11 protein-coding genes are annotated in these 12,518 nt (G+C 68.6%); 8 read left to right on the plus strand and 3 right to left on the minus strand.

Annotation, left to right across the window (positions count from 1 at the left end; all coding sequences use genetic code 11):
* Positions 1-37: 37 nt before the first annotated feature.
* The 4 genes from UA75_RS00175 (at position 38) to UA75_RS32355 (ending at position 5,856) form a co-directional block, all read left to right on the plus strand.
* Complete coding sequence (locus tag UA75_RS00175; protein ID WP_075737815.1) at positions 38-655, plus strand: hypothetical protein; 618 nt, start codon at positions 38-40, stop codon at positions 653-655.
* 145 nt (positions 656-800) lie between these two features.
* Positions 801-1,451: an SDR family oxidoreductase gene (locus UA75_RS00180; protein WP_075743239.1), complete on the plus strand. Its 651-nt coding sequence runs from the start codon at positions 801-803 to the stop codon at positions 1,449-1,451.
* A gap of 500 nt (positions 1,452-1,951) precedes the next feature.
* Positions 1,952-5,176, plus strand: coding sequence for an L-tyrosine/L-tryptophan isonitrile synthase family protein (locus tag UA75_RS00185; protein WP_075737817.1), 3,225 nt, complete (start codon positions 1,952-1,954; stop codon positions 5,174-5,176).
* Between the two features lie 341 nt (positions 5,177-5,517).
* Positions 5,518-5,856, plus strand: a complete 339-nt coding sequence (locus UA75_RS32355) for a hypothetical protein (protein WP_157433911.1) — start codon at positions 5,518-5,520, stop codon at positions 5,854-5,856.
* Between the two features lie 343 nt (positions 5,857-6,199).
* On the opposite strand, the gene UA75_RS00190 is transcribed toward UA75_RS32355, so the two are convergent.
* Entirely contained in the window at positions 6,200-6,826 is a 627-nt protein-coding gene (locus UA75_RS00190; RefSeq protein WP_232237573.1) for a TetR/AcrR family transcriptional regulator, read from the minus strand.
* A gap of 197 nt (positions 6,827-7,023) precedes the next feature.
* Between UA75_RS00190 and UA75_RS00195 the strand changes: the two genes are divergently transcribed.
* Entirely contained in the window at positions 7,024-8,052 is a 1,029-nt protein-coding gene (locus UA75_RS00195) for a class I SAM-dependent methyltransferase (RefSeq protein WP_075737821.1), read from the plus strand.
* A gap of 556 nt (positions 8,053-8,608) precedes the next feature.
* Here the strand turns inward: UA75_RS00195 and UA75_RS00200 are convergent.
* Both UA75_RS00200 and UA75_RS32360 read right to left on the minus strand, forming a co-directional pair.
* On the minus strand, positions 8,609-8,977 hold the full coding sequence (locus tag UA75_RS00200) for a hypothetical protein (protein WP_075737823.1): 369 nt from the start codon (positions 8,975-8,977) through the stop codon (positions 8,609-8,611).
* Positions 8,978-8,984: 7 nt separating this feature from the next.
* Entirely contained in the window at positions 8,985-9,137 is a 153-nt protein-coding gene (locus UA75_RS32360) for a hypothetical protein (protein WP_157433912.1), read from the minus strand.
* 516 nt (positions 9,138-9,653) lie between these two features.
* Here UA75_RS32360 and UA75_RS00205 point away from each other — a divergent pair.
* The 3 genes from UA75_RS00205 (at position 9,654) to UA75_RS00215 (ending at position 12,448) form a co-directional block, all read left to right on the plus strand.
* Positions 9,654-11,027 (plus strand): helix-turn-helix transcriptional regulator, encoded by a 1,374-nt coding sequence (locus tag UA75_RS00205; protein WP_157433913.1) that lies wholly within the window; start codon positions 9,654-9,656, stop codon positions 11,025-11,027.
* On the plus strand, positions 11,024-11,938 hold the full coding sequence (locus UA75_RS00210) for an aminoglycoside phosphotransferase family protein (protein WP_075737827.1): 915 nt from the start codon (positions 11,024-11,026) through the stop codon (positions 11,936-11,938). Before UA75_RS00205 ends, UA75_RS00210 begins: the two co-directional genes overlap by 4 nt.
* A gap of 195 nt (positions 11,939-12,133) precedes the next feature.
* The gene (locus tag UA75_RS00215) at positions 12,134-12,448 is read left to right on the plus strand and encodes a hypothetical protein (protein WP_157433914.1); all 315 of its coding nucleotides are present in this window, start codon (positions 12,134-12,136) and stop codon (positions 12,446-12,448) included.
* Positions 12,449-12,518: the final 70 nt, after the last annotated feature.

A 12,518-nucleotide genomic window follows, 5' to 3' on the forward strand; every position in this document is an offset into this window, starting at 1 on the left:
GACTCACCCATTGTCGTGAAGTATCGGATAAGGAGGCATGTCCGTGAACCGCTCACCAGGGCACGCGACCGGAAACAATGCCGACGTGTTGCCCGCCAGGCAGGAGCCGGACGTCGCGCTTCCCACCCCGGCGGAACACCTCGCGGTGGCCGCAGCCGATCTGCTGGGATGGCAGGGCGTCGTGTTGCCCGCCCTCACGCTCTTCGGCAGGCGCGTCATCCCTGTCGCCGAGCTGATTCACGAGGCGCATGCGGAGCGGTTGTGTCTCGGCTATGCGCCGGTGGTCGACCGGGCCTCGGTGGAGACCTGGGTCTGGCCCGAGCTGACCGCGCAGGTGCCGCCGCCCGCCGTTCGGATCGCGGGCATGCTGTCCCTCGGCAGGCACTGGCGTACGGGCCTTGCCTCGGTCGCCCCGTTCGCCCGGTTCTGCGGGGCTGCGATGGTGCTGCCCGACGGCGTGCTGGGTCTGGCGGACTTTCAGGACAACTGTCTCTCGCGTGCACAGCGGCATGAGGTCACCGTGCTGACGACCACCGCAGCCGACGACGGCCTCGACGTCGCTCAGTCCGCCTGGCCGGAACTGGTGGACCCGACCGTCTCGGTGACGGGGTTGTGGCTCAACGAGGTGATCTATGAGCGGATGCTGGCCGAATAGGTCGGTCGCCGCTGATGCTCCGGTCCCGACGTGGAGCGGAGCGCATCGAGACGCCCAGCGCGCATCGAGAGTCGGAGCGCGCGCCGAGCGGTGACGACGGGCTGTGAGACGGCGCCCGCGACGAACCCGCACTACTGTGATCGTCGTGCATGTGGTGATCGCGGGTGGACACGGAAAGATCGCACTTCGACTTCAACGACTGCTGAGTGCGCGAGGTGACAGCGTCATCGGCCTGGTCCGCAACCAGGACCATCTGGACGAGGTGGCCGACACCGGAGCGCAGGCGGTTCTCTGCGATCTCGAGCAGGCATCGGTGTCCTTCGTCGCCGACACTCTCGATCGCGCCGACGCGGTGGTGTTCGCCGCAGGCGCCGGGCCGGGCAGCGGTGCGGCCAGGAAGGACACGGTGGACCGAGCGGCCGCGGTGCTGCTCGCCGACGCGAGCGTGTCGGCAGGCGTGCGGCGGTATCTGCTGGTCAGCTCGATGGGAGTGGATCGGGCGACTGATCCCGGCATCGACGAGGTGTTCGCCGCCTACCTGCGGGCGAAGAAGGCAGCCGAAGAGGAGCTGCGGACGAAGGACTTGGATTGGGCCGTCCTGCGGCCGGGCTCCCTGACCGACGAACCGGGGACGGGGCTGGTGCGGCTGGCGTCCTCGACCGAGCCGGGATCGATCAGCAGGGACGACGTCGCCTCGGTGCTGCTCGGGTTGTTGGATCGTCCGGAGCTGGCCGGGGTGACGGCGGAGCTGGTGAACGGTTCGACGCCCATTCCGGAGGCGCTGGCCGCCCTGTAACTCCGTGGAGGTCGATCCCGGCGAAGCCGAGGACGGAGTGTCGAGCCGCGCAACGGAGGAAGATCGACGCGGCTGGGGTCTCGGCGGTAGTCGCCCCTGCGGCTCCTCGGCGAGACCGGGTTCGTCGGGAGAAGAATCGGCGCCTCGCCGGGCCGACTCCGCCCGACTCGTGAGCTTCTTGTGTGTTCCTGTCGCGCTTACTCATAAGAGTGCGCGATGGACACGTTCCGCAGTCATAACGGCCATACCGGGCGACTTGTTTCATTCCCCTGGGTGGTCAGGTGCTTACCCAGCAGGTTCGACTCCGCTGCGATCCGTTGCGACAATGCTTCTTCGCGTGACAACCGCTGTCGCGGATCCGGTGGGGGAGGTATGCGCGCGTGATGGGTCAGGACGGGCTCTTGTTGTCCTGGGAGCATTCGGCCACTGAGACTGCGCCTGCGAGAACAGGCCCGAGCATTCCTCGACCGGACGCGTTGAGACCGGCTCCGTTAGCCCGAATGGCGGCAGAGGAGGTGCTCACCGGGGAACAGCTCAACACACTTCTGCGCGACGGCGGCTATCCGCTCACCGTCGTCGAGAATCGCACCGGCATCCTGCTCACCGGTCCGGGAACCGGCGCGGGAATCCGAATCCGAGGGCCCGTCGACCGCTTGGCGTTGTACCGGGTGCTGGTGCGGTTGCGGCAGACCCGATCACGGACCGACCTCGACTGGCAGCAGGACACCGTCGGGCAGGCCGAGGCGGGCGGTGTCTTCCGGGACAGGACCGTCGGGGATCGACGCCGGTTCGACGTGCTCGGTGAGCGCCACGTCGTCGCGAGCGAGTCGGATCTGCTGCCTGCGGTGCCGCGAGGTCCGTTCGCGCTGCCCTGCGCGATGCTGCCTGCCGATCGAGTCGACACCCTCGTGCCCCGCGCGGCGCTGCCCGAGTCGTTGACGGACGAGGCGCGACGCAGGCTGCACTTTCTGACCAATCCGGACGGGACCGTCACCTTTCCCCTGGTCGGGGGTCCGGACGTCGCCGCGAGCCGGTCACCGATCAGCCACCGCACCCTCGTTGCGGAGCTGACCTCCTCGAGCGGGACCCTGCTGCTGGCCGAGCCGGATCTGCGGGGCGGCCGGGGGCCTTGGCGGGTCGAGCTCGAGACCGAACCGGGCGCGGCGCCGCTCCTCGGCGGATCGCAGCAGATCTGGCCCGCCGAGAACGTCGTTCGCAGGCAGACGCAGAGCACATTGGACCGCTGCTGGTCGCTGACGGAGATCCTGCGCACCGATCCGCTGCTCCGGCTCTACGCGGCAGGCAGGCCCGCGCTGCTGGCCTTGGTCGACGCCGCGTCCGGCGCGACCTCGGTGCTGCGGTCCACCCAGGTCTACCCGGCGCATCCGGAGTTCCCCGGCGGCACGCTGTCGGTCAGCATCAACTCGCTGATCAGCGGGCAGGACCGGCATTCCCCGACGCTGCTGCAACGGGCGCTGGAGAATCGCTTCGAGCGCTCCGAGAGCGAGCTCGACCATTTCATCGAGTTCGTCGTACGTCCGATCGTCACGGTCTTCCGCGTCCTCGTCGACCGGTACGGGTTCGATCTGTCCGCCCTGCACGAGAAGAACGTCGCCGTCGAGCTGTCGCCCGAGCTGCACCTCACCGGCAGGATGGTGCTCCTCGACCCGGCGGCGCCGTCCGAGGCGTTCGGTCCAGGGGACGGCGAGGCGGGCGACGGGATGCGGGCGCTGTACGACCTGCTGGGCGTCCTGGCCGTCGCCTTCCGCCGCTGTACCGGCTGGTTCGATCGGTACCCCGCCGCCGAGGTCCGGCGGGCGGTGACCGCCGTGCTGGTGGAGGAGCTGCGATTCCTTCGCCCGGACACCGCGGCTCGACTCGACACCGACCATCCGCTGCGTCGGTTCGTGCACAGCGTGTCGACCACGCAGGACGAACAGCTCAAGGACGTGCTCGCCGAGGTGCGCGGGCGCACCCAGGCCCGGCGGGCCGGGCAGACGCGGCATCGACCGTCGGTGCTGATCCAGCTCGGCTCCTCGGAGTCGGAGGGCTCGCTGCCCGGACTGCGTCGATTCCGGTGGGACGTGTCCGACGCGGGCGGTGAGGTGTTCCTCGCCAAGGGCGGGGAGATACGACAGACGGTGGCACAGATCAAGAGCAGGCAGTGTCTGGAGACGGTGGCGGTCATCGCCGACTCCTCGGCGAACTGGCCGCTGCTCGTCCGTGAGTTCCCGCAGGCCGTGCGGCTCGTCGTCGGCCCGTCCTCGGCAGGCGTCTCGGCGGCCTCCTCGATCAGCCCGACCATCCAGAACTTCGAGACCACGCCCCGGCCCGCAGCGGAGACGGCCGAACAGCCCCGCCTCTCCTATGCCTGTTCGCTGGCGGGTCTGCGGATCGGCGAACTGCGAGCCAACCGGCCCGCACGGGGGCAGGCGGTGCGGCTGTCCATGGCGGAGAGCCGGTCCATCGTCGATGCGCTGGTCCACGGTGCCGACAGCGCGGCCGTCCGGGTGGCGGCGAACGCGCGGCGGCATCTCGCCGATCGACTCGACGCGGTGGACTCCGAGCGGGAGCAGACCGTGTTGTTGATCCACCACCTGCTGACCCGCAAGCAGTTCATCAAGGGTGCCCGGTCCAACTACCCGCCGGAGCAGGCGATGCGGGACATGAGCCCGTTCCTCGCGCGGAACGCCCCGATCCGCATGGTCATCACCGGCTTCCCGATCAAGCACGGTCAGAACGGCCTGAAGGCCTCGGGCCCGCTGCCCGACCTGGCCGAGCTCGGCGTCCTGGTCCGGCTGCGAGAGCTCGCGAAGGCGGTCGCGCAGATCTATCCGCCCGGGGTGCGGCTGACGGTGTTGACCGACGGCCAGCACTTCCACTCCCGTCCGGACTCGGCGACGGCGGCCTATCAGCGCAAACTCCACGGCTACCTGTCACTGGTCGGCGCGGAGGACGTCATCGAGCTGACCGACATCGACGAGTTGGCCGACCACCGACTCAGTTCGGAACGCAAGGCAGAGCGGCGTGGCCGCATCCGCCGGTATCACCGGGGTCTGGTCGCCCTTCTCACAGGCCTGGACGTGGCCGAGGATCCCATCGGCACGCTGGCGGCCGTCGCCCGCCGAGCCGCTCGGCCCGACCACGGCGTCCTCGATGCCGGGCTGGCCCACGATCTCCTCGCGGCCCTGCCGGACTTCTTCCATTCGGCTCTCTACTCGACCGCGCCCGACGTCCCGCCGTCCGTGGACTCGATGAACTGGTCGGCGAGGGTGTTCGCCGACGTCTTCGACGTACGGGAGTCCGCTGCGGACGCGGCCGTGCTCGACGCGCGCAGGCAGGTGTTGCGGCGGGCCTGGCGGTCGGCCGTGCGTTACGTGGTCGTTCGGCGGGCCGACCACGACTCGAACTACGAGGACGTCTTCCCGGCACGGGTCCGACTGACGAACGTGCCGAGGCCGGGGCGATGCGGCTTCTCGGGTCTCGGCGGCTCCGGTCTGCTGCCGTGGCACGGGACCGGTGCCGTCGACCGGAAGGGCAACGTCTCGACGGATTTCGCGGTCTCGCTGTACGACCAGGCGTTCGTGCCCGTGTACTCGCCGCTGCTCGGCAGCAGACAGCCCTGGATGATGGTGCCGATCACGGCAGCTCGGGTGGTGCCCGGCGAGTTCGGCGCGCGCCTGGACCCCGAGTTCGCCAACACCATCCGGCTGCGGCGGAGGTGACCCGAGTCGTGCGGGCAGCGGCCGTCGGCGACGGGCGCCGTCGGTCGTCGCAGCCTGTCGCCGATGCCGCCCGCCGACGGTCGTGATCGACGGAAACCGTTGGCAGGACAGGGAAATCGAGGCCGCCGCCGACGCATGAAGATCATTTATCACCCGGTCGGCTGATAGGCCAGGTCCTCCGCCTGCCGCCGTGAGATGCCGATATTCACTCCGTGAACGGCCGGGTCGTGGCGCGTCGGCGCGTGCGGACGGTCGTGTCGCGCGGCCCGGTTCGGGTCGAGTCCGCCCGGCGTGATCATGCCCGGCGGTAGCTGCGCGTCGCGTGCTGAGGAGTGGTAACCGTGGAATCGTCTGCACTCGCCGAGTGGACCTGGCCGCCCAGGGACACCTCGTGGCCGAGCGGGTCCAGCTGTCGTCCGATCGGGCGTGAGGCGCGGCACTCCGAGAAGCCTGCGTTGCTGCGGATGCCACGTCGGGACAGCCGCTGCTCCTCGTGCCTGGCGGGAGTGCATCGGTGGCACCAGGAGTCGGTGGAGAACACGCGGACCGCGGTGCTGCTGCGTTTCGAGTGCTCCTGTGAGGACTGCGGGAAGTGCACCGACGGAATGGTCCTGGTGACACCGCATCGCGAGGGCGAAGGGCGGCATCGCGCCAGGCGAGGCGTGCACCTGGCCGGATGAGCGTGCATCCCCCTCTCGGGCCGCGTCCGGGTGGGGGCGCTCGACGTCGTCGCCATCGTTCACCTGACGGACGGCCGACACACCTGGCCGTCCGAGTCGGTGCCTCGATGGAGATCGGCGGATTCGATTGATCAGCCTGTGCTGATACGGCGGCTCGACCTCCGCGTCTGCCGCCGCGCGGTCGGGATCGTCGGCCTGCGGGGACCCCGAGTCGAGATCGACGCACGGCCCGACGCCGCTGCCGGGTCGCCGTGCCGGGTCGTCCGCAGGATCGTGGTGTGTCGTTGGCTGGGCTTCGGTTTCGGCCTCGGCGCGACTCGGACACCGCCCGTCGCGGGGCTGGTCATTCCGTCGCCGGATTCAGTCGTGCCGACAGATAGCCTCGGATCATGGCCTTGGCCTCGTCGACGACGTGTCCGTCCCCGATCGGATCGCGACGGAACGCGAGGTTGAGCACCGCGTCGGCGGCCTCGATCGCCACGGCCAGCGGCAGCCGCAGGCGATCGGCGGCGATCTGGAACCGAGGCGCGAGCAACCGGGTGAGTCCGTCGGTGATCAGCGCGTTGTTCTCTTTGCGCTCGTCGAGGAGTTGCAGGTCCACGGCGTCACCGAAGTGCAGTCGGGAGAATCCCGGCACGGTTCGATGCATGGCCACGTACACGTCGAAGACCGTGTCCACCGCTCCCCACCAGTCTCCCGGCGTGCTGGTGGCGAGTTGTTCCCGCACCCTGACGAGGAAGTCGTCGAGGTTGCGACGGGTCAGTTCCGCGACGACGGCCTTCTTGTCAGGGAAGAACTGATACAGCGAGCCGACGGCGACGCCTGCCCGCTCGGCTATCAGGGTGGTCGTGACACCGTCGTAGCCCAGCTCGCTGACGAGTTCGGCGCAGGCGCTGAGCATTCTCTCGACCCGTTGTGTGCTGCGTTGTTGCACGGGTCGCCTACGGAGCGAGGTCGGGGCGATGGTCACAGCAACTCTCCTCACGGTGCGGTCGGTGGATCCGCTCGGGTCCGGCCCTTTTCACGTGAGCTGCGTCTCACCTAGTATGCGAAGTAGTTTCGCGTTCGGGAGGGCGGCTCAGCAGGCGGCTCCTCCCCTCTCTAACGATCTCCTTCGCATGGGGCGACGGTGCGCTACCAGATCGAGCGAATGAGACAGGAGGCGCCATGACATCGATCTCGTCGTCATCGCGATGGACCGACGCGGATCTCGGCCGGACCCAGATCCGTGACACCCATCGAGTCGACCTCAGACCCACCACCCGCGACGTGTTCGCCGATGCGAGGCCGATCGACTTCTCCCGCCTGAGCTGGCGGGACGTGGGCAGGCCGTTCCGGGTCGAGAACTGGTCTCGCGAACGCCGTGAATGGGAGACCGAGCACGACGAGTCGCTCCCGATCCCGTTGGCGTGGCAGATGTTCAACCGATCCTTCCAATCGCTCTTCGACGCCGATCCGGTGCAGGCCAGGGTCGCCGCGCTGCGCAGCGCAGGGCTGAAGCTGACCGCCATGCAGATCAAGGCCGCCTACGCCGCGATGTCCGAGGTGGCCAGGTGGACGATCTGGAACCAGGCGCATCGAGTCGGGGACACGGTATGGGACCCGAGGGCGAAACGGTCGTTGTTCAGCGGCCTGGACGTGGAGCGGCCGAGAATCCTGTTCCTCGGCGCGGCAGAGGGCTACGAGGCCATGCTGCTCTCCGCGATGTATCCAGGGGGCGAGGTGGTACTCGTCGACTACGACGAGTACTGCGTGACGGGCCGTTTCGGGGCCTTCCCGACCGACTATCCCTTCCTGGGCACCGATCCGGCCACCGGGGCGCCCAAGGTCTGGCACCGCGATGAGATGGACATCTCGTACCTGGTCTCCGACATTCGTGATCTCGACTTCGGCCCCGAGTTCGACATCGTCGTGTCGATCGGCCTGGTCGAGCACTTTCCCGACCAGTACAAGCCGATGGCCTTCGACTGGCATCGGCGCTTCCTCCGGCCCGGAGGCTACGCGATTCTCACGACGCCGAGGATCGCCTTGCGTACCAAGGCGTTCTACCGCCTGTTCGGCGACCTGATGAACTTCTCGTACCGCGAGCTGCAGAACGTCGCTCAGCTCGGCCTCTACGCGTATGAGAACGGGTTCGAGGTGCTGCGGCACGGGGAGATCAAGACGCACAACGGGATCGTCTGCCGGGCGCGGTGACGGCAGCTCGGCGACGAACTCATCGATGCCGGATCGGTGACGCTGACGAAGGTATGACGAGAGGCGGGTGGCGTGGGCGGCCACCCGCCTCTCGTGGGGCGGTCACGTCGTGTGGGCGTCGACGGACTCGGCCCCATCTCGTGATGGGCTCGGGTTGGGCTGGCCTCGATGTCCGTGTGAAGGCAACGGACACCGAGGCCGGTTGGAATCCGCGGACCAACACTGTCGGGGGAGGGACGTGAGTGTCGGCCCGCGGAAGTCTCGGGCTCGGCTTCGCGCTCGATCACTGCGTCCGTGGGATGTCGCCGTGACCCGGATGCGACTGCGACCGGGATGTGGCTGCGACGGAGCGGACGAGAGACGTGCTGCGGTTCTGCCGATGAAGATCACTGTGCAGTTGTCGGTGTCGCCGTGCCCGGCGAGGTCTTTCGGTGACCGGTGGCCCGCCGTGCACCGTCGGGGGCCGTGCGGTGGCGGACCACCGGTACCGAGGCGGTTGATCGAACTCGCTCCAGTCGGGGGTTGGCACGAGGTCGAGACCGCCCGTCTTCGATGTTCAGGCAGCTCCGACGGACACGGGGGACCTGCCTGGAGTTCCGACCTGGGGCAGTCCGGCGGGCTCGGGTGCCGGACTCGACACACCCTCCGGTGCCAGCCCGCCCATCACCAGGTGTTCGTAGGCGGCTCGCCACACCTCGCATGGCGCCTGCTGCTGTCGCCAGCGAGTCGAGCACTCGCGGCAGTTTCCTCGGTTGTCCGGCTGATGCGCGTTCAGCAGTTCGCGCCAGCACTCGGTCAGACGGGGCAGCTCCGAGCGAGCCACCGACAACAACGATGAGGTGTCGGCGCGCTCAGCAAGCCGGGTGAGCATGTCGAGCCGTTCCCAGACTGCCGTCCGCAGGACACGGCCTAGAATCTCGTCCACCGCAACGTCACCTTTCCGCCAGCTCGGCGGCCTCTTGCAGCACCGTCCGAAGTCGACTGACCTCGGACGCAGTCAGCACGGCCGTCTCACCGGGCGGTCCGAGCAGGACCACCCTGCCGTGATCGACGAGCACGGTGATGACGCAGGCGCGGTTCGCCACGTCTCGACAGTCCACCAACCAGTGGGGCCTGCCGCCGTGCGGTTCGACGGACCCGCTGTCGCCGAGGTCCCGCCCGCCGTCGTGGTGCCTTGACGGCCCGCCGCTGTTGTGGATTGACGGCCCGCCACTGCTGTGGATTGACGGCCCGCCACTGCTGTGGATTGACGGCCCGCCGTCGTGCAGTCCCTCGGCCCTGCTCGAAGCCGAGTCCGCACGGAGGCTCTGGCGACGGTCCGCCTGCTCCGTGTCACCCCCCGCAAGGGGGCCGATCTGACTCGTCAAGCTCACGACTCTCGGTTCCTCACTGTCGATCGCACCGTGTTCCGCCGTTCCGGGTACAACCTTGATTCACAGGCGTTGTCATGGGGAGACCGATTGCGTTGATCGGCTGCACTTCGACGACAAGCGGTCAGCGATGTTCGGCGGGGCCGATCAGCTCCACCGATCGGGACTTCACCGCGGCACAACGTGGCCTTACTCTGCGGGAGACGCCCGTTGGAGCGGGAGGGGGTTCAAATGAACACCATCGGTTCGCGTAGCTCTCTTGTTACATCGGAGTTCTGGGAGAGCCAGGAGATGCGCGAGGCGCTGCTGAAGCGCGAGATCAGCTCCGTCTACAAGCTGCTTCGCAAGCATGGGATCTCTCAGCGTCAGATCGCCGCCGCGACGGGCCAGTCGCAGTCCGAGGTCTCGGAGATCCTCAAGGGCAGGCAGGTCATGGCTTATGACGTGCTCGTCAGGATCGCGGACGGACTGGGGGTGCCTCGGGGGTTCATGGGCCTGGCCTATGACGAGGGCACTGCGATCAAGGTCGTCGGCACGTCCGGTGACCCACAGTCGGAGGAGGACGAATCGGTGAAGCGCCGCAAATTCCTGGCGCACGCTGCCGCCGTGACCGTCGGCGCGGCCGTCTTCGGTGAAGACGAGGGCTGGGCACCTGCCTCTGATCAGACCCCGATTCCGGGGCGGATCGGAGTGACCGACGTACGTCAGATCGAGGCGGCGACCAGTGCGCTGCGCTCCTTGGACTCTCGACACGGCGGGGGATTCTGCCGAGACGCGGTGATCGCCCAGCTTCGGTGGGCACAGCAGCTGCTCAGCGCGCAGCGCCGGGACGGGATCGAGAATCGACTGTTCGTCGCCATCGGCGACCTGCACAACCTGGCGGGCTGGACCTCCTTCGACACCGGGCTGATCGACTCCGCGCGCGGTCACTTCTCGCGTGCGCTGGAGTTCGCTCGCCGGGGCGGGGACGACTCGCTGGTCGCGAACGTGCTCTATCGCACGGGACGGCTGTACCTGCACCACGACGAGCCCAACGAGGCGCTGAAGCTGTTCCAGCTCGGGCAGATGGCGGCGCAGAACACCGGCTCGCAGCTCACCACCGCGGTCCTCTGCGCCAACGAGGCCTGGGCTTACGCGAAGCTGGGCATGGAGCGACCCGCCAAGAACCTGGTGAACATGGCCAAGGACATGTTCGAGCGCAGCGAGCGCACCGACCCGCCGGGCTGGGTGCGGTTCTTCGACGAGACCGACCTGTTCGCGATGATCGGCGCGATCCACACCGAGCTGGCGACCAAGGACGACGCCGACCCGAAGCACAGCAGGATCGCCATCAACTCGCTGACCAGGGCGATCAACGACTACGGCGGTGTGCCGACCAGGAACGTCGCGTTCCAGTGCACGATGCTGGCGCTCAACCACCTCATCGAAGGCGACACCGACCAGGGGGCTTCGATGGGCGCCCTCGCGCTCGACGCCAGTGAGCACGTGCGCTCGAAGCGGGTGTTCGACCGGATGCGACCGCTCGAAGACCTCGCGCAGAAGCGATCCGCCAACCCGATGAGCAGGGAGCTCGCGGAGCGGATCAGGAGTCACCGAGTGGCATGACGGTGATCGCGGAGAACCGACTCGACGGTCGTTTCACGATCGCCAAGCTGACCGTCGCCCTGGGCGAGGTGTGCGCCCGAGTCGGGCTGGACCCTGCCGGAGCGACCCTGCTCCGCTTCACGAACAACGCGGTGTTCGAACTGGCCGATCGGCGACACGTCGTGCGCATCGTCGCCTCGGCCCGCCTGCGGCATCGCGCGGAGAAGGTCGTGCGGATGGCCCGGTGGCTCGCCGAGAACGGCGTCGCCGCAGTCCGGCTGCCTGCGGGTCTCGACCAGCCGATCTACGCGGGCGGACAGGTGGCAACGGTCTGGGAGGCGATTCCCCATGTGGGGTCGCCTCCCGGTGCCGAGGAGCTCGCTCGGCTGCTGCGCGACATCCACCGGCTGCCCGCCCCGGACTTCCCCCTGCCGACCTGGCGACCCCTGGATGACGTGCGTCGCAGGCTCGCCGACGCCGAGGAACTGTCCGACCGCGACCGCGGCTTTCTGGAGCGCCGTTGCGCCGACGTGGCGGAGCGGCTGCTGGATCTGCGATTTCCGCTGCCGCAGGGAGTCCTGCACGGTGACGCCCACCTCGGCAACCTCATCCCCGGCCCGGACGGCACGGTGATCTGCGACTTCGACTCGGCGTGCGTGGGTCCGAGGGAATGGGATCTGACCCCGCTCGCGGTCGGGGCGCAGCGCTTTCTGCATCCGGAGGAGCAGCAACGGCTGCTGGCTCACGAGTACGGCTTCGACATCACCCGATGGTCGGGGTTCTCCGTACTGCGTGACGTGCGGGAACTCAAACTGACCACCAGCGTGCTGCCGATTCTGCGCAGCAACCCCGGCGTCCGAGCCCAATTGCAGCTCCGCCTCGACTCGCTGCGTTCTGGTGACGACAGCGTGCCCTGGACGCCTTATCGTTGATCACCCGATGTGGGTGAGCCGTCCGGGTGAGTAACAACGGGGCGTCCTTCGGCGATGGCCAGGCTGTCCGACCGAAAGAGCGTCCCTGCCGTGTCACGGCGACCGTTCATCGACTCCACCGCACCGTCTGCGGTCGTCGTCGCTGGTCGGACCGTGGACGGGCAGGGCGGTCGCATGTAGGCGAGGTGGCTGTCGGTGGCGTGGCCCAGGGAACGTCGGGTTCGACAGGGTTCGGCGCAACGGCGCGCGCTGCGCACCGCCGCGATGCTGGATGAACTGGTCGATGCGCAGCTTCCCCTGGTCGTCGGGCTCGCCGAACCCTCGGCACGACGTGCGGCGGAGTACCTCGCGGCACTGGTCATGCTCGGGCAGGCGTACCGCTGGTTCGCAGCGGGCTGGATCGGCAGGCGAGAACTGCACCGGCGCGGGCGGGAATGTGTGGCGACCCTGGAACGGATGACGCGCCGCCCCGACGCCGCCCGCGCACTGCGGCATATCGGCAGGTTCTAGAAGCGGGGCCCTCGCCTGCCGGGACCCGGCGGCTCGCCGCCGTCAGCGGCGCCGGGCGGCTGGGGCGCTG

Source organism: Actinoalloteichus sp. GBA129-24, assembly GCF_001941645.1.
GTDB classification, from domain to species: domain Bacteria; phylum Actinomycetota; class Actinomycetes; order Mycobacteriales; family Pseudonocardiaceae; genus Actinoalloteichus_A; species Actinoalloteichus_A fjordicus.

Excerpts from the sequence above, each read along its gene's own strand:
- UA75_RS00175 (WP_075737815.1), top strand. The coding sequence starts at position 38 with ATGTCCGTGAACCGCTCACCAGGGCACGCGACCGGAAACAATGCCGAC.
- UA75_RS00185 (WP_075737817.1), top strand. The coding sequence starts at position 1,952 with ATGGCGGCAGAGGAGGTGCTCACCGGGGAACAGCTCAACACACTTCTG.
- UA75_RS00195 (WP_075737821.1), top strand. The coding sequence starts at position 7,024 with ATGACATCGATCTCGTCGTCATCGCGATGGACCGACGCGGATCTCGGC.
- UA75_RS00205 (WP_157433913.1), top strand. The coding sequence starts at position 9,654 with ATGAACACCATCGGTTCGCGTAGCTCTCTTGTTACATCGGAGTTCTGG.
- UA75_RS00210 (WP_075737827.1), top strand. The coding sequence starts at position 11,024 with ATGACGGTGATCGCGGAGAACCGACTCGACGGTCGTTTCACGATCGCC.